Below are 24,989 nucleotides of genomic sequence, written 5' to 3'. Positions count from 1 at the left end.
TCGTCCTCTCTTTGCTGTAGCTACTGAGCGGCGGCGGGATACCGGTCCCCCAATGCGTGGTTCCCCGCCGCCGTCGCAGCATCGGAGGATTCCCTCGGCGCTGCAGAACCGAAGCTACGGCGGCCCTGCACCGGCACGACGAAAGACCACTGATAACCCCCCTTATCAGCACTCCAGCAGGAATGTCACCCCATCCCGTTAGGCTTGGGGCGACGTCGTAAGGAGGCGCACATGACCAAAGCAGAAGCCCTGCGTATGACCCTTTCCGACGTCGCCGCACTGGCGCAGGTCCAGCGGCCCGTCGTGTCCATTTGGCGCAAACGCAGTGCCGGGTCAGCTCACCCGTTTCCCGAGCCCAGCGCGCTGGATAGCGGCCGTGAACTGTTCGACGCCGATCAGGTCGCCGGCTGGCTGGACGCTACCGGACGCGGCAACAACCCTGATGCCGTGAACGACGCCGCCGCTTTCGCCCGGATACCCGTAACGGCGGCCGGCGGCGTCGAAGGGAACACCCTGGCTGCCCTCACCGCCCTCCTGACTCTCAAGGCCATGACAGGAGCCGGGATTGGAACCCTGACCACAGCTGAACTGCTGGACGCCGCGGACGAGTGCGACCCCGATGACGGGTTTCTTTACTCGGAACTGGAGGCCCAGGGCCCGTCGCTCGCTGCTACCGCAGCGTTCGCGGACCGGCTGGTGGACAGCGCCTACAACGCACCTGCCGCCTTTGAACAGCTTCTGGCCGCCCGGTTCCGGGCGGGGCTGCGGGAGCACTCGGATACCGCCCTTACGGAATCTGCCGTGGAGCTAATCGCCGCCGCGGCGGTCGAACTGTCCGCGGTGCTGGGCGGGAGTCCCGTCTTTGCCGACTCCACCCGCGGCGGCAGCGACCTCCTGATGGGCGTCGTGCACGCTTCCGGCGAGGGTGCGCCCGTCACCTTTCTGACAGCGGACGACGACGGCGGCGCCGGCCGGCTGGTGCGTCGCCGCCTGCGCGTCCATGGTGTGGACTCCGGACAGATCCGTGTCGAGACCAGCGGCGAATTCGCCATGCATGGAGCCGTGGTCCATGTGGCGCAGTACCCATCTCCCGGCCAACCAGGCATGGACGCCACCCAGATTCTCTCCGCGGTGGAACACCTTGTCCTCCAGATGGACGACCAGCAGCGGGCGGTCATCATTGCCCCGGCACGTGTTCTCTGCGATGTTCCGCTGGCCGCCGGGGCCGCGGGTTTGCGTTCGGGGCTGCTGCGCACCGGCCGGGTACGTGCCATTGTCCGGCTGCCCCAGGGCCTGCTGCGGTCCAAGCCCCGCGAAGCGCAGGCGCTGTGGGTGCTGGGACCGTCGTTCGCAAAAGTACCGATTGCGGAACGCTGGACCATGGCGGCGGACCTCAGCGCCTGTGCCCTCACCGACGACGTGAGGCAGGACCTGGTGAGCGACATGGTCGCCTCTATGGGTAACCGCGCCACCGTGCGCGCCCACTCCTTCAGGTTTGCCCGACTGGTCCAGACCCGTCTGCTGCTGGCCGCCCGGACATCCCTCGTGGCAGCTCATCACCCCGGGCCGGCTCCGAGTTCCGGCGGCGCGGGGGCTGTCCTTCGCGTCGAGGAACTGGTGCGTCTGGTCGGAGCCGGAGGAACGAAGCCATCAGCTGACATGGCCGTTCTCCCGGGAGGTCCAGCCACGAAGGCCCAGCCCGCCGCAGTCCAGGGACTTCTGGCCGCCGGCACCCTGAAATACATCAAGGGGAACCGGATTGTCGATGCGGACCTGGCGCCGGGCGGCACCACACGGGTCCTGGGGCCGGCCGAGCTGCTCCACCCGCACACCGCCCCGGCCCGGTACATCAGCTTGCTGGAGTTCGCCGCCAGCAACCCCGGGGGCCGGCTCACCGAGCCCGGCGACGTCGTGTTCTGCACCAGCCCGCGTCCGGCGGCCACTGTTGACGCTGACGGCGGCTCCGCCGTCGTGTTCCCCGCGAGGGTGCTGCGGATCGACGCCGGGGACCCCGGCGGGCTGCTGCCCGACGTCGTCGCCGCGGACATCAACGCACTGTCCGGCAGGGACAAGGTCTGGCGGCACTGGCAGCTGCGCCGCCTGCCGGAGGCCCAGCGGGAGAAGCTTGCCGAAACGCTCGCCCGGCTGCAACACGGGCAGCATCTGGCCCGCGAACGCCTCAAACGGCTGGAGGAACTCGCTACCCTGATTACGGACGGCGTAGCGGGCGGAAGCCTCACCCTGACACACCCCAGCACTAAGCTCGCCGAACCACAGACCGAAGGAACCCAGTAATGCCCCCGAAATTAAAGGTGGACCTCGCCCCGTCCACCATGAAGGAACTCAAGGACACCCTCTGGAAGGCCGCGGACAAGCTGCGCGGTTCCATGGACGCCTCCCAGTACAAGGACGTCATCCTTGGCCTGGTGTTCCTGAAATACGTCTCGGACGCTTTCGAGGAGCGCCGCGCCCAGATCGTCACGGAGCTGGAAGCCGACGGCCTCAATGAGGACCAGATCGCCCAGCTGATCGACGACGTGGACGAGTACACCGGCCGCGGCGTCTTCTGGGTCCCTGCCCGTGCCCGCTGGGACTACCTCGCGGAGAACGGCAAGGGCCTCGCCGCCGCGATGGGCGAGGCACCGAAGAGCATCGGCCAGCTGATCGACGAGGCCATGGACCTCATCATGGCCGCCAACCCCACGCTGGCGGCCACGCTTCCCCGCATCTTCAACCGCGACAACGTGGACCAGCGCCGCCTCGGCGAGCTGCTGGACCTGCTGAACTCGGCCCGCTTCACGGGCCAGGGCGTCAGCAAGGCCCGCGACCTGCTCGGCGAGGTCTACGAGTACTTCCTGGAGAAGTTCGCCCGGGCCGAGGGCAAGCGCGGCGGCGAGTTCTACACCCCGGCCGGCGTGGTCCGGGTGCTCGTGGAGGTGCTGGAACCCAACCGCGGGCGGGTCTATGATCCCTGCTGCGGCTCGGGCGGCATGTTTGTCCAGACCGAGAAGTTCCTGGAGCACCACCAGAAGGAGGGCTCGGACATCTCGGTCTACGGCCAGGAGCTTAACGAGCGCACCTGGCGGATGGCCAAGATGAACCTCGCCATCCACGGCCTCAACGCCAACCTCGCCTCCCGCTGGGGCGACACCTTCGCCCGGGACCAGCACCCCGAGCTGACCGGGACCAACGGCGCCGACTTCATCATGGCCAACCCGCCCTTCAATATCAAGGACTGGGCCCGCTCCGAGTCCGACCCCCGCTGGAAGTACGGCATCCCGCCGGCCGGGAACGCCAACTACGCCTGGATCCAGCACATCATCTCCAAACTCGCCCCCGGCGGGTCCGCCGGCGTGGTGATGGCCAACGGCTCCATGTCCTCCAACTCCGGCGGCGAGGGCGAGATCCGCGCGCAGCTCGTGGAAGCGGACCTCGTCTCCTGCATGGTGGCGCTGCCCACCCAGCTGTTCCGTTCGACCGGCATTCCGGTGTGCACCTGGTTTTTTGCCAAGGACAAGACGGCCGGCCCCAAGGGCTCCGTGGACCGCACCGGCCAGGTGCTCTTCATCGACGCCCGCAACCTGGGCTACATGGTGGACCGCGCCGAGCGGGCTTTGTCGGAAGAGGACATCGCCAAAATCGCCGGCACCTACCACGCCTGGCGCGGCACTTCCTCCGCCGTTGAGGCAGGCCTGACGTACGACGACGAACCCGGCTTCTGCTATTCGGCCAGCCTCGCGGAGATCAAGGCAGCAGACTACGCGCTGACGCCCGGCCGCTACGTCGGAGCTGCGGATGTCGAGGACGACGGCGAGCCGATCGAGGAGAAGATCGCCCGGCTGTCGAAGGAACTGTTCGAGCAGTTCGACGAGTCCGAGCGGCTGGCGGCTGTTGTACGCGAACAGTTGAGGCGGCTCTCGTGAACGATGTCGATTACGTCCGTCTAGGTGACATCGCCGACCTGGAAATCGGTTTCGCATTCAAGAGCGGGGGGTTCACAAGGGAATCCTCCGGCATTCGTTTACTCCGTGGAGAAAACATCGCCCCGGGGCGCACTCGCTGGGACAGGACAGAAGCCTGGCCCGCGAGCGACCCCATCAACGACCGTTACTCTCTCCGGGAAGGGGATGTCGTACTGGCAATGGATAGGCCATGGATCGAAGGCGGTCTAAAGTTTGCCCGTATACGCCAGCCAGATCTTCCGGCGTACCTTGTGCAGCGAGTTGCCAGGCTACGCGCCAAAGACTGCAACGATCAGGGATACCTTGCATGCGTTGTCGCAAGTAAGGAGTTCACGCAACACGTGGTGACGGTGCAGACGGGTACGTCGATACCGCATATTAGTGGGCGCCAAATCATCGACTTCCGATTGCCGCGACACACTTTCGAAGAACAAAGAGCCATTTCCGAGGTGCTGGGGGCCCTAGACGACAAGATCGCCGCCAACACCAAGCTGGCCCGGAGCGTGACGAGCTTGGCCGAGAGCTACTTCAGAAGGAGCATGGGCCACGGCACCCACGCAACAACTTTGGGCGATGTCCTCTCGCTCGAGTACGGCAAGTCTCTTGCCACCTCCAGTCGTATCCCTGGACCCGTTGATGTCTACGGGAGCGGCGGCATTACGGGCACCCACGCTGCCGCATTGTGCTCTCATCCGGGCGTTATCGTTGGCCGTAAGGGCACGGCCGGAGCAGTTCATTGGTCCCATCGGTCGTTTTTTCCAATCGACACCACATTTTATGTCACTCCAAAGCGCGAAGCTGTCAGTCAGATATTCTGCTATTTCCTGCTGCGCACGCTGCGGCTCGATGAGATGAACAACGACTCGGCCGTTCCTGGACTGAACAGAAACGAAGCTCACGCCACCAAATTCATGCTGCCTCCCGATTCTGCGCTTTACGAGTTCACAGAGACGGCCACGGAGTTGTTCGAGGTGTCAGCCCAAGTCGAAAGGGAGAATGAGATTCTGACCTCCACCCGCGACGCACTCCTCCCGCAACTTATGTCCGGCAATCTCCACGTCAAACACGTTGAGGAACTGTTGGTGCAGGCTGGCGTCTAATTGTGCAACGCGTTGCACTGCAAGCCAAGAAGCTCGATACCGCCCGTGTAGGTGCCGCTCCCACAGCTGACACCAGACGACGCGGGAATAATGGTACGCGTCGCACAATTTGGACGAGCGATTCTCAATCTGGCAAGTGGTCCTTGCAACTTTGCCGGAACGGCGTGTCCTCAAAGTTTGTAACGGCTGTTGCAACACTTTGCGGATAGCCGCGGCCTTGGCGGATGGCGCCAAACGCTTGGCTAAACTGAACAGCAATACGACATTGGGGGAACAACCGTGAGCACCGCACCTGTGAAGATACCCGCGCTTGGCTTTTCAGAGGCCGACTGGGAGGGCGTCGCACTCGACCGGTTGGCTGAGCCGCTGGGCTGGCGGCCCAAAGCCGGCCAGGACATCGCGCCCGGCACCAACGAACGTGACTCCTGGGACGAACTGCTGATTAGGCCCCGGCTGCTCGCGGCCCTGCAGCGGTTCAACCCGGCAGTCCCCGTGCAGTACCTCCAGCAGGCCCTCGCGGAGATCGCCGCGCCCAAGTCCAACGACGCCATCGCCGAGAACCACCGCATCCACGGCTACCTGGTGGACGGCTTCCGGCTCAGCTACATCGACTCCGACGGCACCGAGGCCAACCCCACCATCCGGCTGCTCAGCACCGACCCGGACCAGAACGACTGGCTCGCCGTCAACCAGGTCACCCTCATCCAGGGCGACTACAAACGCCGCTTCGACCTCGTGCTCTACTGCAACGGCATGCCGGTGAGCATCATCGAGCTGAAGAAGGCCGGCAGCTCCCACGCCGACGTCGCCGGCGCGCACGCCCAGCTGCAGACCTACCTGCGCGAGTTCCCCCTGGCGTTCCGCTTCTGCGTCTTCACGCTCGCCTCGGACGGCATCGACGCCAAGTACGGCACGCCGTTCACGCCCCTGAACCACTTCTCCCCCTGGAACGTCGACGACGACGGCGTCCCCCTGGCACCGGGCTATATGGAAGACGGCGAAGCCGTCACGGCGCTGGAAACCGCCCTGCACGGGTTGTATAACCAGGACCGTTTCCTGCAGCTCCTGCAGAGCTTCACCGCGTTCGACGGCGGCTCCGACGGGCTCACCAAACGCATCGCCAAACCGCACCAGTACTTCGCCGTCACCAAGGCCGTGGGCAGCACCGTCCAGGCCGTGGAGAGCAACGGCAAGGCCGGCGTTGTCTGGCACACGCAGGGCTCGGGCAAGTCGATGGAGATGGAGCTCTACACCAACTTGGTGGCCCGGCACCCCCGGCTGAAGAACCCCACCGTCGTCGTCATCACGGACCGCAACGAACTCGACGGGCAACTGTTCGAGGGCTTCGCCCGCAGCCTGCTACTGGCCGAATCGCCTAAGCAGATCAAGAAGCGTTCCGAACTGCGCGAGGAACTCTCCAACCGCACCACCGGCGGTATCTACTTCACCACTTTGCAGAAGTTCGGCCGCAGCAAGGCTGAGAAGGACGCCGGCACCGACCACCCCCTGCTGTCCGACCGGCGGAACATCATCGTGGTGGTGGACGAGGCGCACCGCAGCCACTACGACGACCTCGACGGCTACGCCCGGCACCTGCGCGACGCCCTGCCGCACGCCACACTGATTGCCTTCACCGGCACCCCGATCTCGTTCGATGACCGCAACACCCAGGACGTCTTCGGCGACTACATCGACGTCTACGACCTCTCCCGCGCCGTGGAGGACGGCGCCACCGTGCCGGTCTACTTCGAGCCGCGGCTGATCAAGGTGGGCTTGGCCTCTGAGGTTACGGAGGAAATCCTGGACCGGGCCGCCGACGAGGCGACCCTGGGCCTGGACGACACCGAACGGGCCCGGATCGAGGCGAGTGTCGCCGTCGTGAACGCCGTCTACGGTGCGCCGCAGCGGATTGCCGCGCTGGCCGCGGACCTGGTGGCGCACTGGGAGAACCGCAGCGCCCGGATGCACAAGTTCATCGAGGCGCCCGGCAAGGCCATGATTGTCGGAGGGACACGGGAAATCTGCGCGAAGCTGTACTCGGCGATCGTGGAACTGCGGCCGGACTGGCACTCGGATGACCTGGGCAAGGGCAAGATCAAGGTGGTGTACTCGGGCAATGCGACCGATGGGCCGCCGGTCTCGGACCATGTGCGCCGCGACTCCTTGAACGCGCAGATCAAGGAGCGGCTCAAGGACGTGGACGACGAGCTGGAGCTGGTGATCGTCAAGGACATGATGCTCACCGGCTACGACTCCCCGCCCCTGCACACCCTGTACCTCGACCGGCCGCTGAAGGGCGCGCTGCTGATGCAGACCCTGGCCCGGGTGAACCGCACCTTCCGCGGCAAGGAAGACGGGCTGCTGGTGGCGTATGCGCCGCTGGCGGAGAACCTGGCCAAGGCGCTAGGCGAGTACACGCGCTCGGACCAGGACAAGAAGCCTGTTGGCAAGATCGTCGATGAGGCCGTCGGCCTGACGGTTTCCCTCGTGGATTCCCTGCGCGCCCTGCTCGCTGGCCATGACTGGAAGGCCGTGCTGATGAAGGGCGGCAACAAGGCGTTTCTGAATGCCGTGACCGGCGCGGTGAGCTATCTGCGCAACCCGGGCACGCCCGGTAACCAACCCGCCGATGGCGAGGAGTCGCTCGCCGCCAGGTACCGCAGGTTCTCCAGCCAGCTGTCCAGGGCCTGGGCTCTGTGCTCAGGGTCGGAGACACTGGCGGAGCTGCGCCCGGAGATCCAGGTTTACGAGGAGATCCGGGTCTGGATGGCGAAGTACGACGCCGCCGACCGGCAGGCCTCCGGCGAGCCGGTGCCTGAGGACATCCAGCGGCTGCTGGGCGAACTGATTGCCTCGGCCACTTCGTCCGGCGAGGTCCTCGACATCTACGAGGCCGCCGGCATGCCGAAGCCGTCATTGGATGACCTGACACCGGAGTTCATCGCCAAAACCCAGCAGGCGCGGAACCCGCAGCTGGCCATCGAGGCGCTGCGCAAGTTAATTTCTGACGAGACCGTTACGGCCACCCGGAACAACGTGATCCGCCAGCGGGCCTTCTCCGAGCGCATCACCGAGCTCATGAAGAAATACACTAACCAGCAGTTGACCTCAGCCGAGGTCATTGCCGAACTGGTGGAACTGGCCCGCGAAGTGGCTGCCGAAGCCAAACGCGGGGCGCACTTCACTCCCCCGCTCAACTCGGACGAGCTCGCCTTCTATGATGCCGTGGCTTCAAATGAGTCGGCGGTGGAGGTCCAGGGCGAAGGCATTCTGGCGGACATCGCCCGTGAGCTGGTTTCGGTCATGCGGCGGGATGTGCGCACCGACTGGACCGTCCGCGACGATGTCCGGGCCAAGCTTCGGTCCTCGATCAAGCGGCTTCTGGTACGTTTCGGCTACCCGCCGGACAAGCAACCCGAGGCCATCAAGCTGGTCATGGAGCAGATGGAGTCGATGGCCCCGCGGTTCGCTGAGGCCCGTGGCTAACCGCACCGGAGTTTCCGCCGTCAGGCGGTCGCAACAAACAACACGAAAAAATGGGGAAATGACTACTTACGAAACATCCACTGGAAACGCGATGCCGGAGGTACCGCCGACTCCGGACCACGAACCGCAGCTAAAGTCCAAGAGGCTGAAGTTAGCGAAGCTCCGGTCGGCCAACGGCGCCCGGATCATTTTGGGGGCGCTGCTGGGTCTGCTGATGATCATCACATGGATCGTCAACAACCCGGCCTTTCAGAGTGGCAGCAGCCCTTCCGATTGGAAGTCCGGGCTCAGCGCAGCCGATCTTAAGAACACCATGAACAACGGCGAGACAAAGGGCGCACCGCAGCAGACTGTTGTCAACGGTTGGTACGCCAATGACATCGCCGCTGTCACTGCCGCGCAGAACACGTATATTGCGGCGAGTTCCGCCAGGAATGGGAATCTTTTGATGCTGCTGGGGATTGGAGCGGCAGGCGAACTGATCATCCGTGGTGCGGAGCGCGCACGCATCAACCGCCGAGCTACCGCGTAGCGAAGGTCGCCTGCACGTCGCCGGAAGTCACTTCTGGTAGACGTCCCGACGGTGCCCGAGGTTTACGACCACTACCAAGAGCACGTCGTCCTGGATGGTGTAGATGATCCGGTAGTCGCCGACACGGACCCGATACCCGGGACGGCCGCTCAAAGCAATTGCTTTGGGCGGCCGTGGGTCTTGGCCTAGCAGCGCGATCGCACCTTGAATGCGTTCTTTATCCTCGGGATGAATTTTTCTCAGTGCGCGGATGGCGGCAGGTCTAAGCTCAATCCGGTAGGGGCTCATGCCCAGCCCAGATCCGCCTTCACTTGTACCCAGGGAATGTTCTCGCCTTCTTCCGCCATTGCGGCATCAAACGCCGCAATGTCCTCGACTTCTTCCAAAGCATCAAGCATCTGCTCATATCGCTCAGGCGATACTAGAACCGCCGCCCGATGTCCGCGGCGTTCGATAAATACCGGCTCAGACTCGGCCTTCTCGATGAGCTCCGGCAAGTGTGATCGCGCGTCCGTGATGTTGATGGTCGACATGCAACAAATGTACATCCGAGAGCATCAGATGTACATCTGCCGCATCCCCGCCGAAGGAGAGAAGAAGACTAGAAGTCCCAGTCGTCATCCTCAGTATTAACAGCCTTGCCAATGACGTAAGAAGACCCCGACCCCGAGAAGAAGTCGTGGTTCTCGTCAGCATTCGGTGACAGCGCCGACAGGATGGCCGGGTTCACGTCCGTCACCGAGGCCGGGAACATGGCCTCGTAGCCCAGGTTCATCAGGGCCTTGTTGGCGTTGTAGTGCAGGAACTTCTTGACGTCCTCGGCCAGGCCGACGGAGTCGTAGAGGTCGTGCGTGTACTGGACCTCGTTCTCGTACAGCTCGAACAGCAGCTCAAAGGTGTAGTCCTTGATCTCCTGCTTGCGCTCCTCGGAGGCGCCTTCGAGGCCCTTCTGGAACTTGTAGCCGATGTAGTAGCCGTGCACGGCCTCGTCGCGGATGATCAGGCGGATCAGGTCGGCCGTGTTCGTCAGCTTGGCCCGTGAGGACCAGTACATCGGCAGGTAGAAGCCGGAGTAGAACAGGAAGCTCTCCAGCAGCGTGGAGGCCACCTTGCGCTTCAGCGGATCGTCGCCCTGGTAGTAGTCCATAACGATCTGCGCCTTTTTCTGCAGGTTCACGTTTTCGGTGGACCAGCGGAACGCCTCGTCGATCTCTTTGGTGGAGGCCAGCGTGGAGAAGATGGAGGAGTAGCTCTTGGCGTGCACGGACTCCATGAACGCGATGTTCGTGTATACGGCTTCTTCATGCGGGGTGATCGCGTCCGGGATGAGGGAGACGGCGCCGACGGTGCCCTGGATGGTGTCCAGCAGGGTCAGGCCGGTGAACACGCGCATGGTGAGCTGCTGCTCGTCGGGCGTCAGCGTCGCCCACGACTGCACGTCGTTAGACAGCGGGATCTTCTCCGGAAGCCAGAAGTTGTTGACCAGGCGGTTCCAGACGTCAACGTCCTTCTCGTCTTGGATGCGGTTCCAGTTGATCGCATCAACATGGGTGAGAAGCTTTACTTTTGCTGTCATGACTCCGACTCGCTTTCTGCAGAGAAACTGGGTTTGGCTGAGTCCTCGATGCAATAGCTGCACTCGGCGTTCTCGATGCCTTTGTTGGTGTGATGTCTGGTGTGTGCGCTGCGCTGGCTGGCAGGCTTGGGCTTGCCTTTTTGAGCGGCTGACAGCTTCGCCCGGGTTTCCGCGCTTAGCTTCTTGCCAAAGTTAGGATTCCCCGGCCCCTTCCTGGCGTCGGAAAGAGCCCTCCGTGATTCCTCACTCATCGTATGGCCAAAGCCCGGGTGCTCCGCTCCGAACTTACCAAAGTTGGGATTGTCCGCACCGGAGTAGGTTCCCTTGCGGTCCTGAGACCACTTCCCGCGTTGCTCCAGGCTGTGCCTGCCACCGTAGAAGGGGTTCTCCGGCCCGGGCCGGCTCAGCCCCTTCCGACCCGTGCCACGGATACTTGCGGCTTCCCGCATCTCTTCCGTCCACACAACTCCCGTAGGACCAAGACCGCCATCCGAAAGGTTCAGCAGTCGATCGCCTTCGCCTCGGAGGTAGCTGATCCAATCGATCTCGGCCTGCCCCAACTCGGGCAGACCTTCAATCCAGTCCAGCTCATCCGCGATGACGTCCGCCGGATCATGCTTTCGGAGCCAATCGTAGAAGGGCGTCTTTCGCCCTTCAGCGGCAACGCGCAGGTGCTGATGGAAACGACGACTGGCCGTCTTAGTCGTGATACCGACATAGCGGTACTTGACCTCCCGCCTAAGCCGGATGCCGTAGACCAAGTCGCCCGTCGCCGTCGTCGGTTCCATCATTTCATCCCTAAAGCAAATCAACCTATTTCAGTTGATTACAACATACACGAGACACAATTTTCCACCTCAGTCCCTTCCAGCGCGAGCTGGCGGAGACGGATGTAGTAGATGGTCTTGATGCCCTTCTTCCAGGCGTAGATCTGGGCCCGGTTGATGTCGCGCGTGGTGGCGGTGTCCTTGAAGAACAGCGTCAGGGACAGGCCCTGGTCCACGTGCTGCGTGGCAGCGGCGTAGGTGTCGATGACCTTCTCGTAGCCGATCTCGTACGCGTCCTGGTAGTACTCCAGGTTGTCGTTCGTCAGGTACGGCGCCGGGTAGTACACGCGGCCCAGCTTGCCTTCCTTGCGGATCTCGATCTTGGACGCCACCGGGTGGATCGAGGAGGTGGAGTTGTTGATGTAGGAGATCGAGCCGGTGGGCGGAACGGCCTGCAGGTTCTGGTTGTAGATGCCGTGCTCCATGACGGAGGCCTTCAGCTCGCGCCAGTCATCCTGGGTGGGGATGTGGATGTTCTGGAACAGCTCAGCCACCTTCGCCGTCTGCGGAACCCATTCCTGGTTCGTGTACTTGTCGAAGAACTCACCTGTTGCGTACTTTGACTTCTCGAAGCCGCCGAACGTCTGGCCGGTCTGGATGGCCAGCAGGTTGGAGGCGCGGACCGCGTGGAACACCACCGAGTAGAAGTAGATGTTAGTGAAGTCGATGCCCTCTTCGGACCCGTAGTGGACCCGCTCGCGGGCCAGGTAGCCGTGCAGGTTCATCTGGCCCAGGCCAATTGCGTGGGACTGGTCGTTGCCGCGGGCGATCGAGGGCACCGAGGTGATGTTGGACATGTCCGAGACGGCCGAGAGGGACCGGATGGCCGTCTCGATGGTCAGGCCGAAGTCCGGCGAATCCATGGCCTTCGCGATGTTCAGCGAACCCAGGTTGCAGGAAATGTCCTTGCCGGTGGTCTCGTAGGACAGGTCGTCGTTGTACGTGGTGGGCTGGGAGACCTGGAGGATCTCCGAGCACAGGTTGGACATGATGATCTTGCCGTCAATCGGGTTTTCCCGGTTCACGGTGTCCTCGAACATGATGTACGGGTAACCGGATTCGAACTGGATCTCGGCGAGGGTCTGGAAGAACTCGCGCGCCTTGATCTTGGTCTTTTTGATCCGGGAATCGTCAACCATCTCGTAGTACTTCTCGGTGACCGAGACGTCGGAGAACGGCATGCCGTAGACCCTTTCGACGTCGTACGGCGAGAACAAGTACATGTCCTCGTCCTTCTTGGCCAGCTCGAAGGTGATGTCCGGGATCACGACGCCGAGCGAGAGGGTCTTGATGCGGATCTTCTCATCCGCATTCTCCCGTTTGGTGTCCAGGAAACGGTAGATATCCGGGTGGTGCGCGTGCAGGTACACAGCTCCCGCACCCTGGCGGGCACCGAGCTGGTTGGCGTAGGAGAAGCTGTCCTCGAGGAGCTTCATCACGGGGATGACGCCGGAGGACTGGTTCTCGATCTGCTTGATCGGCGCGCCGACCTCGCGGATGTTGGTCAGCGCGAACGCCACGCCGCCGCCGCGCTTGGACAGCTGCAGGGCGGAGTTGATGGAACGGCCGATCGACTCCATGTTGTCTTCGATGCGGAGCAGGAAGCAGGAGACCAGCTCGCCGCGCTGGCGCTTGCCGGCGTTCAGGAACGTGGGGGTGGCCGGCTGGAAGCGGCCTTCGATGATTTCGTCGACCATCTGCAGCGCGAGCTGCTCATCGCCCCGGGCCAGGTGCAGGGCCACCATGCAGACGCGGTCCTCGTAGCGCTCCAGGAAACGCTTTCCGTCGAACGTCTTGAGCGTGTAGGAGGTGTAGAACTTGAACGCGCCGAGGAAGGTCTCGAAGCGGAACTTCTTTTTGTACGCGCGGTTGTAGAGCTCGCGGATGAAGTTCATCGTGTACTGGTCGAGGGTTTCGCGCTCGTAGTACTCGTTCTTCACGAGGTAGTCGAGCTTTTCCTCAAGGTCGTGGAAGAAGACGGTGTTGTTGTTCACGTGCTGCAGGAAGTACTGGTGGGCGGCCTCGCGGTCGGCCTCGAACTGGATCTCCCCGTTCGGGCCGTAGAGGTTCAGCATCGCGTTGAGCTCGTGGTAGCCCAGGCCCTGGAAAGCGGCCGGCATGGCCGGCTTCTCGCCGGGAACGGTGTGCTTCTCGACGGCGGAGCTGGTCTTATCGGCTGAGCCGAGGGAGCCCGGCCCGGTCACTTCGGTGTCTGCGACAGTCGTGTCCAAAATTCTTCCAATCCTTGGTGAACCCGGCTGACGTCTTCCGGCGTCCCCATAAGTTCAAATCGATATAAGTGCGGGACCTGGCATTTCGCGGCAATAATGTCGCCGGCCATGCAGTAGTTGTCCCCAAAGTTCGTATTGCCTGCCCCGATCACGCCCCGGATTTCTTCCCGGTTGCGCGGATCGTTCAGGAAGCGGATGACCTGCTTCGGAACGGAACCTTCTCCCCCGGTGCCGCCGTAAGTCGGGAGCACCAATACAAAGGGTTCGGTGGCCACCAGCGCCGGTTCCCTCGCATGGAGCGGAATCCGGGCGGCGTCGATGCCCAGCTTCCCGACGAAGCGTGCGGTGTTTTCCGAACTGGAGGAGAAGTAGATGAGGTGACTGGCAGTGCTCCGGACCGTAGCCGGGTTCCGGTCGTCTGCCGCCGGCGAAGTGTGGGCCGTTGCCGTTGCCACTGGTGCCATGGGTGTCACCTCATCGAACGTGATTTCGTGTCAAGCGTTTTAGGCGACGGCGACGGCGTACGCCTGCGCCAGTTCCTCGATCTTGTCGGGGCGGAAACCGGACCAGTGGTCCTGGTCCGTGACGACAACCGGGGCCTGCATGTAGCCGAGGCCTTTCAGGCGCTCGAGGGCATCCGCATCCTGGGAGATGTCGACGCTCTGGTAGGTGATGCCCTTCTTATCCAGCGCGCGGTATGTCGCGTTGCACTGAACACAGGCCGGTTTCGTGTAAACCGTAACGGTCATGGTCCCTGTCCCCTTTGTTGAAGTCTTTGGTACTGCGTAATCCACGGCGAACTGCGTGCTGCGCAGAGGCTGTTGCTGGTGAGCTGAGGCTCTGGTGCCAGTGGTCCGGGCTGGCCGGTCCGGGACAGGAATCCTGATCCGTTACTGGTCTTGCCTGGCGAGCACTGCTGCTCCGCTGGAACTGTATGTCGATACTACATGTTGTGCAAGAGCCCGATGTGGACCCCAAGATGATGTATTACAAGTATGTCATTTAATGCACCATCAGTCCACAGGCAGGGTGGCTCAAAATGTCCGGAATTCCGCCATTTTGACGGACGAAATCCACAGGCTGTGGAGTACCTTTGCACAATTAACTCCCTGCGTGTCGTGGGGTGGACGGCGTGTCGCGGGAGCCGGCGACCGGGTCCCGGCGTGGCGTTAAGCACCCGGCCTGGTGTCCGGAAACACGAAGAAGGCGGACACCCACCGGGTGCCCGCCTTCGCCGGCGTGCGGCGACTCAGAGTTGCTGTTACTTGCCGGTCTCCGGCCTGCTGCAGAGAATCTGCTCCACGCCCATTCGGCGTTCGGCAAAGCTGCGCAGTGCGCCGACCAGGTACAGCCGCCAGACCCGGGCGACTTCCGCCCCCATCATTTCGACGGCGGCCGCGTGGTTCTCCTCGAACCGCGCGTACCAGGCCTCGAGGGTCCGGACATAGTCACGGCGCATGCCCTGCACGCCCTCGACCTCCAGGCCAGCGTCTTCCAGGAAGCCCAGCGTGTCCCCGACCGGACGCATGTGCATGTCCGGGGCAATAAAGGACTCGATAAAGGGACCCCCGCCGGGATGCTTGCCCCGCCGGGACATTTGCTGGACCAGCACCCGGCCACCAGGGGCGAGGTTATTAAACAGGGCGGCGGCGTAGACGGGGTAATTCTGCTGGCCAACGTGTTCGCCCATTTCCAGGGAGGCGACGGCGTCGAACGGTCCGTCCGGGATTTCCCGGTAATCCTGGACCCGGATCTCAACGCGCCCCTCAAGGCCGCGTTCCTTGATCCGGGCGTCGATGAACGCCTTCTGCTGCACGGAGAGGGTGACGCCGACGACGTCGACGCCGTAGTACTGCGCCGCATGCAGGCTCAGCGAGCCCCAGCCGCAGCCGACGTCCAGCATCCGCATCCCCGCCTTGAGCCCGATCTTGCGGCAGACCAGGTCCAGCTTGTCCCGCTGGGCGTCTTCCAGCCCGTAGTTCGGGGACGAACTGCCGTCCGCTGCCCGATCCGTCCAGTAGCCGCTGGAGTAGGCCATCTGCGGGTCCAGGATCAGCGCATAGAAATCGTTGCTGAGGTCGTAGTGGTGGCTGATCGCGGCACGGTCCCGGAGGAGGCTGTGCAGCCGTCCCTTGACCCTGGCCTGGCTGGCCGGCGGCGGCGGCGGCGCGCCGAGAGCCCCGGCGGCGCGGGCAATCCGTGCGACGCCGGCCAGCACCGCCGGCGTGGGGCGGATACCGGCGAGGCCCCGGTCCCGTACCACCTTCCAGAGGTGCTCGAGGGTGCTGTTCAGGTCGTCGTCGAGATCCAGCTCACCGGTGACATATGCCTGCGCGGCGCCCAGCTCCCCCGGCGCCCAGAGCAGGCGCCGGATGGCATCCGGGGAGTTGAGCCGGACCACCGGGGCGCCGGCCGGACCGGCCTCGCTGCCGTCCCAGGCGACGAGCCGGACGGGGAGCTCCCCGCCGGCAAGCGGCCGCAGGACCTCCTCGACCATTGTGGCCAGCGGCGCCGTCATTCGGCGGATCCGTTGTTCGACTCGCCCACTGTCCGACGGTCCAGCACGATCTGCTGCACGTCGAGGTAGCCGGTTTCGAAGCCTGCCCGGGAGTAGCAGAGGTAGAACAGCCACATACGCTGGAAGATCTCATCGAAGCCCAGCGCCCGGACCTCGGCGGAGCGGGCCATAAAGCGCTCTTCCCAGAGCCTGAGCGACTGGGCGTAGTGCTCCCCCATGGCCAGGCGTTCGCGCACGCGCAGTCCCGTCTGCTTGGCCGTGGTGTCCTCGATGGCGCGCACCGAGGGAATGACGCCGCCGGGGAAGATGTACTTGTGCACCCAGGTGTAGCTGGTGCGGGTGGCCATCAGCCGGTCGTGGGCGATGGTGATGGCCTGGATGGCGACCTTTCCGCCCGGGGCCAGGAGACGCTCGATCGTCTGAAAATACGTAGCCCAGTATTCGAAGCCCACGGCTTCGATCATCTCCACGGAGACGACGGCGTCGTACTCGCCTTCAACCGCGCGGTAGTCCTTCAGTTCGATTGTGACGGCGTCGGCGTACCCCGCGTCGGCGACCCGCTTGCGGGCAAGTTCCTGCTGCTCGCTGGAGAGGGTGACGGAGTAAACGGTGGCCCCGCGCTGTGCTGCCCGGAGGGCGAGCTCGCCCCAGCCGGTGCCGATTTCCAGCACCCGGGTGCCCGCCCCGACGCCGGCCTTGTCCAGCAGGCGGTCGATCTTGGCCTGCTGCGCCGCGGCAAAACCGTCCCAGGCCACGCTTTTGAGGGCCTCGCCGGTCTCCGGGAACAGCGCACTGGAGTAGGTCATGGTCTCGTCCAGGAACGTGGAAAACAGTTCGTTGGAAAGGTCATAGTGCCGGGAGATGTTCGAGCGGGTGTTCTGCTCGGTGTTGCGTTCCTTGCGCGGCTGGCGCGGCAGGTAGAACGCACGCAGTTTCTGCAGCGGCTCCGGCACGAGGGTCCCGACGCGGGCGGCAAAAACCTCCATCACGGCTGTCAGATTGTCAGCGTCCCAATCGCCGGCCATAAAGGACTCGCCCAGGCCGATCAATCCGCCGTCGCCGAGCCGGGCCGCAAAGGCCTGGGGACGGTTCATGGTCATAACCGGGTAGCGGTGGCCCGGCGTGGCTGCCTTGCCCAGGACGGTCCCGTCCGGGTAGCGGACCTCCAGCGGGAGCCGGCGGACCGCGGCTTTGAAGATGGCGTCAGCAGCGCGGCCGGCCAGCCGCGCCTTCAGGCTTGAGGGGACTGTGGCGATGCTGGGCCAGATGGCGGCGTCAACCACCGCCGGAGGCTGCGGAACGGTGTAAGGGGCTGCGGCCTCATTCTCGCGGCGCGCCGCGCCCGATCCGGTCGCTTCGGTCATTGTCACTGTACTGCCTCCTGGGAAGGGTGGTGCGGTCGTTTGATCAGGGGCAGCCGGCGTGCCCAAAGTTTGATTCCCTGCCAGCGGATCTGCGCCGAGACGCGCAGCGGCGCAAGCGGGACGGCGAGCGCCGTGGCGAGGATAGTCCGCACCGTGGCGTCGTGCCGTTCACCGTCCATGCTGGCGATAAAAGGCCGGTGCCCTTCGCGTTCCAGCACTATCGAGACGGCGAGCCGTGCGCCGGGTTCCGGCAGTTTCATCCGGTACTCGCCGTCGACGTCGTTGAACGGTGAAACGTAAAAGGCCTTCGGCACGCTGGCCCGGCCGGCGTCGTCCGTCTCCAGCAGGTAGCAGTGCCGTTCACCGTAGGTGTTATGGACCTCCGCCACAACGCAGCGCAGTTCCCCGGCAGCGTCGTGGCACCAGAACAGGCTCAGCGGATTAAACACGTGCCCGAATACCCGGGCACTGGCAAGCATCGTGATCCGGCCGCCGTCCAGGGTGACCCCGCGGGTGGCCAGGAACGCCTCCACGTTCCCGCGCAGCGTGCCCTCCGGGTCACCCAGGTGGTCCGCGACACGAAAATCGGCCAGCGGACGCAGCAGCCGGGGCACCCTGGGCAGCCGGTCGACGTCGACATACCAGCTGTAGCTGCGGTACGTGAAAGCGTTCTTCAGCGGGGTGCGCCGAACATGCGCAATCGAGGTGCGGTAGATGGCCGCCGCGGCGCTCATGAGCCCTCCGCGGCGGCGCTTTGCAGGTCCGGATCGATCGCGACGGCGCGGTACTCCGCGTTCAGGGCCACGGCGGGGATGTCCCAGCTGCGACCGAGCCGTTCCGCGGCCCGGACCCCGGAAAGGGCGCCGTCTTCGTGGAATCCCCAGCCGTGGTAGGCGCCGGCGAAGGCCAGCCGGGCGCCGCCTAGGGCCAGGATCTGCTGCTGGGCCCGGAGCGATTCGGGCGTGTACTGCGGGTGCTCGTAGACCATCCGGTCAAGCACCGTATGGTCGGCAATCAGCTCGGACTCGCCGAGGCTGACGATGTAGCGTCCGCCGTCGGCGGTGTCCAGCCGCTGCAGCCGGGTCATGTCGTAGCTGACCAGGACCTTGTCCGGGCGGGCGTCACAGGCGGGCAGCCGGTAGTTCCAGGACGCCTTGGCATTGTCACTGGCGGGCAGCACGGCGGCATCGCGGTGGAAGACGGTGTGGTTTACCGAGTACGGCATGCCGCCGAGCGCGGCCTGCTCCGCGGGCGAGGCGTCGTTGAGCATGCCCAGCGCCTGGGCCGGGTGGGTGGCGATCACCACGGCGTCGAAGTTTTCGGTGCGGAAGCCGGCGTCGGCGTTTCCGGTCGTTAGTTCCACGCCGTCCGCGTGCCGGCGCACGCCGGTGACCGGGCTGGCGAGCCGGATATCGTCCAGCGTGGCCGCAAGCTTGTCCACGTAGGAGCGTGAGCCGCCGGTGACGGTGCGCCACTGCGGTGAACCGGATACTCCGAGCAGGCCGTGGTGGCCGAGGAAGGTAAAGAGGTAGCGGGCCGGGTACGCGAGCGCCGTGGCCGGGTCGCAGGACCAGACGGCGCTCACGATCGGGGTCATAAAGTGCGAGATGAAGTAGCGGCTGAACTTCTCCCGGGCCAGGAACTCCGCCAGCGTGATGTCGGTACCGGCCGGATCCGTCTCGGCGAGCAGGGCGCGGGCCTTCCGGTAGAAGCGCATCACCTCCAGCAGCATCAGCAGGTATCGTCCGCGCAGCAAGGTGGCAGGCCCTGGAAGGATCCCGCGGCCCTTGGCCCGGGCACCGGCGTATTCCAGACCGCAGCCGTCGCAGCGGACGGACATGGACATTTCGGAGTCCTGGGTTTCAACGCCCAGCTCCGCGAAAAGCCGGAGCAACGTGGGGTAGGTGCGTTCGTTGTGAACGATAAAGCCGGTGTCGATGCCCAGCACCGGCCCACCGTCCTGCGGCACGTCGTGGGTATGGGCGTGGCCGCCCAGCCGGGAATCGGCTTCGAAGACGGTGACAGAGTCCTCACGGTTCAGGACGTACGCGGCGGTCAGCCCCGCCACGCCGCTGCCAATCACGGCGATCCGCCGGCCTTGCGGAATCCCTGCTGCATCTGACACTGATTTGCTCCTGTTGGCTGCTCTATCCATTGCCTGGATCGTCCTGGTTAAACTTCTTACGGGCAATTCGTCGCCGAGGCGCCCGCGGATGTGTGCGGTTCCCCAGCTTTCTGCTTGAAACCAATGTGCCAGAATGAAGCGGGATTGCGGTCCCGCCTCACCGGAATCCGAGAAGGGCACCCCTTGATTAACCCCGTCCATCTGCGGACCCTGGTCGAAGTGACCCGGCTCGGGTCCTTCGCGGCCGCCGCCACGCGCCTCGGGTACACGGCGTCGGCCGTTTCCCAGCAGATGTCCGCCCTGGAGCGTGACACCGGCGTCGAACTGTTCCAGCGCTCGGCCCGCAGCATCCACCCCACCGAGGCCGCCCAGGTTATGACCCGGCACGCGGCCAAGGTGCTCACCGACATCGAGGCGCTGATGGCGGCGGCCTCCCGCACCGGTGACACCACCCGGCAGGAACTCCGGCTGGGCATCTTCCCCAGCCTGGCCACCTATGTGCTGCCCCGGATCCTGGCGAACCCGGCCTGGAAGAAGCTTGGCATCGACCTGCGGGTCTCCGTCGCTGAGCCGGCCCAGACCATCCAGGGCCTGCGCACCGGCGGCGAACTCGACGTCGCCTTGGTGTACCAGGTGGGGCAGTCGGGCCTCGCCTGGCCGCACACCGTCAACCGGCAGTGGATCGGCGATGACAACTTCCGGGTGGTGCTGCCGGCCGCCTGGGGCATCGGCACGGATTCGAAGATCGCGGCAGACCACCTCTCGGACATGCCCTGGATCGTGCATCATCCCGGCACGTCCGACGCCACAGTGATCGAGCGCCTCTTCGCCAGCTGCAACCTGCACCCCCGGGTGGTGGCGTACAGCGATGACTTCCATGCCAGCCTGGAGATGGCCGCGGCCGGGCTGGGGGCTGCGCTGGTTCCCGAACTGGCCCTGCTGCACCGCCCGGCCGGTGTGGTGGTGCTGGACGTTCCGGAGATCCGGCTTGCCCGCAACGTTTTTGCCCTGCTGATCAATGAAAAGCAGACAGCCCAGGTGCAGCTTTTTGTCGATCTATTGGGCGAAACGTTCAATTCACCGTCCGTCCAGCGTGCCGTCACCGGCAACGGGTGAGTCAGTTCTTGCGGAACCGCTTGCCAACGGGTGCCACCAGCGTGCTGACGACCCAGCGTTTGGTTTTGTTGTAGGGCGGATAAATCAGTTCCAGCGTGTCCGGCCGCAGCGGCTTGGCCAGGGTTGCCCGCTCGTGTGAAAAGGTCCGCAGTGAATACTCCCCGTGATACGCGCCCATCCCGCTGGCGCCGACGCCGCCGAACGGCAGCCCCGGAACCATCAGGTGCGCCGCGGGGACGTCGAAGCACAGCGCTCCCGACGATGTCTGGTCCGCGAATGCCCGGCGGGTGCCCTCGTCGCCGCTGAACACGTACAGCGCCAGCGGCTTGGCGCCGTCGTTGATTCTCCGGATGGCTTCCTCCCGCCCGGCGACGGGAACCAGCGGCAGCAGCGGACCGAAGATCTCCTCCCCCATCAGGGCGTCCCCGGGAGCGGGCCGAAGCAGGGTCGGGGCGAAGTACCGGGTCGCGGCGTTCCGTTGGCCGCCGTGGACGACTGTGCTGCCGTCGGCGAGGGCCGCGAGGCGCGCGAAGTGCTGATCGTTGACGATCCGGCCGTAGGAGTCGCTGCGGGAAGCATCCGGCCCGAAGAGCTCGCCGATTGCCTTAACCAGCTCTCGCTCCAGCGGCACCAGCACGTCCTTGGTGGCCAGGACATAGTCGGGCGCCACACAGGTCTGCCCGGCATTTATGAACTTCCCCCAGGCGATCCGCTTGGCTGCCCCGGCCAGGTCCGTGGAGGCGTCCACATAGGCCGGTGACTTGCCGCCGAGTTCCAGGGTTACCGGTGTCAGGTTCTCCGCCGCCGCGCGCAGCACCACTTTGGCGGCCGTTTCCCCGCCGGTGAAGAAAATATGGTCAACCTGCGCAGCCAACAGCGCAGTGGTTTCCGGGATTCCGCCTTCCACCACCTGCACCGCCCCGGCCAAATATTCGGGGATCCAACGGGCCAGGGCCGCCGAAGTCGCTGGCGCGTGCTCGCTGGGTTTCAGCACGGCTGTGTTGCCGGCGGCGAGCGCACCTGCCAGCGGCGCCAGCAGCAACTGCAGCGGGTAGTTCCAGGGCCCGATCACCAGCACCACGCCGAGCGGGGTCAGCTCGGTCCAGGCTTTGGCGGGCCGGACCGCAAGCGGCACGGCGACGGCACGCGGCCGCAGCCATCCTTTGAGGTTTTTTTCCAGATGCGCGGCTTCTGCTGTGACAAATCCGACTCCGCCAGCAGCGACTCGGTCGCGTGTTTGCCCAGATCGCTGCCCAGCGCTTCGGCAAAATCGTCGCTGTGATCGGCCAGCATCCGGCGCAATCCGGCGAGCCTTTCAAGCCGCCAGGCCAACGGACGCGTGGCTCCGCTGTCAAAAGTTTCACGGGCGCGGGCGACGGCGGCGGCTGCGGGTTGCATGTCATAAATGTACCCGGACGTTGCCGCCGGCAACGGTGTCCGCACCCTAGCTGCCAAGAATCCCTGCTCCCAGCCGGCTCTCAGGCAGTTAGGCTAGAAGGATGGCCGAAAATACTAGACCCCGAATCGTAGAACGGTGGGTCTTCTGGCCCGCTGCAGTGCTGGTGACCGTTTTCGCGGCATTTGCACTGCTGGCTCCCAAGACCGCCGAAGCAATGTTCAGCACCATCCAGTCAAACATCGTGAACTCCTTCAACTGGTACTACGTCCTGATTACCAGCTTCTTTGTTGCCTTTAGCCTCTTCCTTGGCTTCAGCCGTTTTGGCGACATCAAGCTCGGCCACGACGACGACGAACCCGAGTTTTCCCTGCTGGCCTGGTTTGCGCTTCTGTTCGCAGCCGGCATGGGCATCGGCCTGGTTTTTTATGGTGTCAGCGAACCGCTGAGCCACTTCGCCAATCCCCGGCCCGGGGTGAGCGGTACCCCCTCGGAACTGGCCCAGCAAGCGCTCAGCCAGACGTACCTGCATTGGGGGGTCCACGCCTGGTCCATCTACGTGGTGATCGGACTTGCCCTCGCCTACGCGATCCACCGCCGCAAACGGCCCGTGTCCATCCGCTGGGCCCTTGAACCGCTGCTGGGCAAGCGGGTGCAGGGTTCGTGGGGAAACGCCATCGACGTTGTCGCCTTGGTGGGCACCCTGTTCGGCGTGGCGACCTCCTTGGGCCTGGGTGTGCTGCAGATCAGCGCCGGGCTGGAAAGCATCAACCTGGTGGAAGCCAGCCGTGGCTCCGAAATCGTTATTATCATCATCATTTCCTTCTTCGTCCTGCTCTCCGTCCTCTCCGGACTGACCAAGGGCATGAAATGGCTCTCCAGCATCAACCTCGTGCTCGCCGGCCTGCTGGTGGTCTACCTGCTGGTCTTTGGCCCGTCGACCTTCCTGCTGCGCGAATTTGTCCAGTCCATGGGCGCCTACGTCCAGAACTTCGTTTCGCTCTCCTTTAACGTCAATGCCTTCACCGGTGCTGCCGGCGAAGCATGGCAAGCCTCCTGGACCTCGTTCTACTGGGGCTGGTGGATTTCCTGGGCCCCCTTTGTTGGTATTTTCATTGCCCGGATTTCCAAGGGCCGCACGGTCCGCCAGTTTGTTGCCGGCGTCATCCTGGTCCCGACCCTGATCGGCATCCTCTGGTTCAGCGTCCTTGGCGGCACAGCCCTCGCTGTCGAACTCGGCGGCAACGGCACACTCCTGGAGTCCGACGGCAGTGTCAATGTCTCCAGCGCCCTGTTCAGCATGCTCGACTTCATCCCCGGCACTCCGGTCCTGACTGTGGGCGTCATCCTGCTGATCGCCATTTTCTTTATCACCTCCTCGGACTCCGGGGCCCTGGTGATGGGCATGATCGCCACCGGCGGCCAGGTCAACCCGAAGAAACGCATCAGGACCTTCTTTGTCCTGATCACCGCGGTCCTGGCCATCTCCCTGCTGATCTCCGGCGGGCTGGTGGCCCTGCAGACCGCGGCGATTATCATCGCGCTGCCTTTCAGCGTGGTGATGCTGCTGATTTGCTGGTCCACGTTCATCGCCTTCAGCCGTGAGCGCCGGGCCTACGACAGGGCCCGCCGCGCCCAACTGGTAGACCACATCGGTGACTTCTACGGCCTGGAAGTGGAAGAACTCGCCGAGAACGGGATCCTCGGCAATACACCGCGCTGGATGCAGCTGCTGCGCCGCCGCGGCGCCCCGGCCGGGACGGCAGTCCCGGCGGAAATCCTGCCAAGCCCCGAGCCATCCACCGCGGCCGTCGACACCCTGATGGCCGAGGCGCCGCAGCCACGGCACGCCTCGGAACGGGCCCTGGCGATCGAAAACGCCGAGTCCCATGACGTCCTGATCTCCGACGTTGACAACGTTGTGGAACACGATCCGTTTGTTTCCCGGGATGCCAAGGACATCCCGGACCGGGGCGATCAGGAACCCTCGCGCTGGTGATCCTGCGCTAAAAAGGCAGGGCGAACGCTGGAACGGAGCGGTATTCAGGGCTATGTTGAAAGTATGAGCAAGGTAGCCAGCCAGCATTTCGGAGAAGTCGAGCTCAACCACGGGAGAGACCATAATTTCTCCGCCAAGCATGATCTGGCGGGTCAAACCCTGGAGCTTGACTTAAATGTCCAAGCGCACGACCACTTCGATGAAGCGGCCCTGCGCAAGGTCGACTACCGCCTCCGGTTCCTGCCCGAGCTTGTGGACGAGGTCCGCGACATGATCGCCGAGGAACTCGATGAAGACGGAACCAGCCCGCAGGAATACCGCCATTTTCACTGCAACGCGATTAAGGCCGAACACCTGCAGAAGGTCTTTGGCATCACGGACAAGAGCCAGCTGACCAATGAGGTATTCCTCAAGGCCCTGAAACTGGGCCATGTGGGGATTTTCCCCGGCCAGCCGGAGCGCTACTTCGTCCTGGATTTCACCCTCGGAAACCATTTCACCGACGAAGTCCTGGTCGCTTCGGCGGACGAGGACGGCGTCGTGGATGATGAGATCCTCTGGGAGAGCTGACTTCACGGGCACAACTTCAAACGTACGACGCCGGCCGGTCACCTTTGCGGGGTGACCGGCCGGCGTCGTACCTGGCGCTGGGCTAGTTGGCCGCCGCAAGCAGCCCGGCACGCACCGTGCGGGTGGCGGCGACGAGGTTGCGCAGGGATTCTTCGGTTTCGGCGTAGCCGCGGGTTTTCAGGCCGCA

General features: G+C 64.2%; 21 protein-coding genes. 8 read left to right on the top strand and 13 right to left on the bottom strand.

Annotated features, from left to right (window positions below; translation table 11 throughout):
• Positions 1-231: 231 nt before the first annotated feature.
• The 5 genes from QMG72_RS02185 (at position 232) to QMG72_RS02165 (ending at position 9,080) form a co-directional block, all read left to right on the top strand.
• On the top strand, positions 232-2,295 hold the full coding sequence (locus QMG72_RS02185) for a hypothetical protein (protein WP_283479520.1): 2,064 nt from the start codon (positions 232-234) through the stop codon (positions 2,293-2,295).
• Positions 2,295-3,923: a class I SAM-dependent DNA methyltransferase gene (locus QMG72_RS02180; protein WP_283479519.1), complete on the top strand. Its 1,629-nt coding sequence runs from the start codon at positions 2,295-2,297 to the stop codon at positions 3,921-3,923. Before QMG72_RS02185 ends, QMG72_RS02180 begins: the two co-directional genes overlap by 1 nt.
• A complete protein-coding gene (locus QMG72_RS02175; protein ID WP_283479518.1) occupies positions 3,920-5,062 on the top strand; it encodes a restriction endonuclease subunit S domain-containing protein in 1,143 nt (380 codons plus the stop codon). The genes QMG72_RS02180 and QMG72_RS02175 overlap by 4 nt, the downstream gene beginning before the upstream one ends.
• Before the next feature lie 279 nt (positions 5,063-5,341).
• Entirely contained in the window at positions 5,342-8,548 is a 3,207-nt protein-coding gene (locus QMG72_RS02170; RefSeq protein WP_283479517.1) for a type I restriction endonuclease subunit R, read from the top strand.
• A 58-nt stretch (positions 8,549-8,606) separates the two neighbouring features.
• Positions 8,607-9,080 carry a hypothetical protein gene (locus QMG72_RS02165; RefSeq protein ID WP_283479515.1) on the top strand — a complete coding sequence of 158 codons (474 nt, stop codon included), beginning with the start codon at positions 8,607-8,609 and terminating at the stop codon, positions 9,078-9,080.
• 27 nt (positions 9,081-9,107) lie between these two features.
• On the opposite strand, the gene QMG72_RS02160 is transcribed toward QMG72_RS02165, so the two are convergent.
• From QMG72_RS02160 to QMG72_RS02110, 11 genes are all read right to left on the bottom strand, one after another.
• Positions 9,108-9,368, bottom strand: a complete 261-nt coding sequence (locus QMG72_RS02160) for a type II toxin-antitoxin system RelE family toxin (RefSeq protein WP_226774545.1) — start codon at positions 9,366-9,368, stop codon at positions 9,108-9,110.
• Positions 9,365-9,613 carry a type II toxin-antitoxin system Phd/YefM family antitoxin gene (locus QMG72_RS02155; protein ID WP_142037365.1) on the bottom strand — a complete coding sequence of 83 codons (249 nt, stop codon included), beginning with the start codon at positions 9,611-9,613 and terminating at the stop codon, positions 9,365-9,367. The genes QMG72_RS02160 and QMG72_RS02155 overlap by 4 nt, the downstream gene beginning before the upstream one ends.
• A 68-nt stretch (positions 9,614-9,681) precedes the next feature.
• A complete protein-coding gene (nrdF, locus tag QMG72_RS02150; protein WP_226774546.1) occupies positions 9,682-10,656 on the bottom strand; it encodes a class 1b ribonucleoside-diphosphate reductase subunit beta in 975 nt (324 codons plus the stop codon).
• The gene (locus tag QMG72_RS02145) at positions 10,653-11,447 is read right to left on the bottom strand and encodes an NUMOD3 domain-containing DNA-binding protein (protein WP_283479510.1); all 795 of its coding nucleotides are present in this window, start codon (positions 11,445-11,447) and stop codon (positions 10,653-10,655) included. Before QMG72_RS02145 ends, nrdF begins: the two co-directional genes overlap by 4 nt.
• A gap of 35 nt (positions 11,448-11,482) precedes the next feature.
• Entirely contained in the window at positions 11,483-13,603 is a 2,121-nt protein-coding gene (gene nrdE, locus QMG72_RS02140) for a class 1b ribonucleoside-diphosphate reductase subunit alpha (protein ID WP_283479731.1), read from the bottom strand.
• Positions 13,604-13,683: 80 nt separating this feature from the next.
• Entirely contained in the window at positions 13,684-14,178 is a 495-nt protein-coding gene (gene nrdI, locus QMG72_RS02135) for a class Ib ribonucleoside-diphosphate reductase assembly flavoprotein NrdI (protein ID WP_253032607.1), read from the bottom strand.
• Positions 14,179-14,217: 39 nt separating this feature from the next.
• Positions 14,218-14,463, bottom strand: a complete 246-nt coding sequence (gene nrdH, locus QMG72_RS02130; protein WP_253032606.1) for a glutaredoxin-like protein NrdH — start codon at positions 14,461-14,463, stop codon at positions 14,218-14,220.
• 512 nt (positions 14,464-14,975) lie between these two features.
• Positions 14,976-16,232, bottom strand: a complete 1,257-nt coding sequence (locus tag QMG72_RS02125; RefSeq protein WP_283479508.1) for an SAM-dependent methyltransferase — start codon at positions 16,230-16,232, stop codon at positions 14,976-14,978.
• Entirely contained in the window at positions 16,229-17,596 is a 1,368-nt protein-coding gene (locus QMG72_RS02120; RefSeq protein ID WP_256446784.1) for a class I SAM-dependent methyltransferase, read from the bottom strand. The genes QMG72_RS02125 and QMG72_RS02120 overlap by 4 nt, the downstream gene beginning before the upstream one ends.
• A 2-nt stretch (positions 17,597-17,598) precedes the next feature.
• Complete coding sequence (locus tag QMG72_RS02115) at positions 17,599-18,330, bottom strand: DUF1365 domain-containing protein (RefSeq protein ID WP_283479507.1); 732 nt, start codon at positions 18,328-18,330, stop codon at positions 17,599-17,601.
• Entirely contained in the window at positions 18,327-19,721 is a 1,395-nt protein-coding gene (locus tag QMG72_RS02110) for an NAD(P)/FAD-dependent oxidoreductase (RefSeq protein ID WP_283479506.1), read from the bottom strand. The genes QMG72_RS02115 and QMG72_RS02110 overlap by 4 nt, the downstream gene beginning before the upstream one ends.
• Before the next feature lie 183 nt (positions 19,722-19,904).
• Between QMG72_RS02110 and QMG72_RS02105 the strand changes: the two genes are divergently transcribed.
• On the top strand, positions 19,905-20,837 hold the full coding sequence (locus tag QMG72_RS02105) for a LysR family transcriptional regulator (protein ID WP_283479505.1): 933 nt from the start codon (positions 19,905-19,907) through the stop codon (positions 20,835-20,837).
• Position 20,838: 1 nt separating this feature from the next.
• On the opposite strand, the gene QMG72_RS02100 is transcribed toward QMG72_RS02105, so the two are convergent.
• Both QMG72_RS02100 and QMG72_RS02095 read right to left on the bottom strand, forming a co-directional pair.
• Entirely contained in the window at positions 20,839-21,972 is a 1,134-nt protein-coding gene (locus tag QMG72_RS02100; protein ID WP_283479504.1) for an aldehyde dehydrogenase family protein, read from the bottom strand.
• Positions 21,930-22,235, bottom strand: coding sequence for a hypothetical protein (locus QMG72_RS02095; RefSeq protein WP_283479502.1), 306 nt, complete (start codon positions 22,233-22,235; stop codon positions 21,930-21,932). The genes QMG72_RS02100 and QMG72_RS02095 overlap by 43 nt, the downstream gene beginning before the upstream one ends.
• 101 nt (positions 22,236-22,336) lie before the next feature.
• On the opposite strand from QMG72_RS02095, the gene QMG72_RS02090 reads away from it, so the two are divergent.
• Together QMG72_RS02090 and QMG72_RS02085 are read left to right on the top strand one after the other, a co-directional pair.
• A complete protein-coding gene (locus QMG72_RS02090) occupies positions 22,337-24,232 on the top strand; it encodes a BCCT family transporter (protein WP_226774556.1) in 1,896 nt (631 codons plus the stop codon).
• Positions 24,233-24,295: 63 nt separating this feature from the next.
• The gene (locus QMG72_RS02085; RefSeq protein ID WP_226774557.1) at positions 24,296-24,802 is read left to right on the top strand and encodes a DUF2004 domain-containing protein; all 507 of its coding nucleotides are present in this window, start codon (positions 24,296-24,298) and stop codon (positions 24,800-24,802) included.
• Positions 24,803-24,989 lie beyond the last annotated feature (187 nt).

This window comes from Pseudarthrobacter sp. PH31-O2, assembly GCF_030063265.1.
GTDB lineage: Bacteria > Actinomycetota > Actinomycetes > Actinomycetales > Micrococcaceae > Arthrobacter.
The sequence above is the reverse complement of the archived record's forward strand: the minus strand, read 5'-3'. Positions and strand labels throughout refer to the sequence as shown.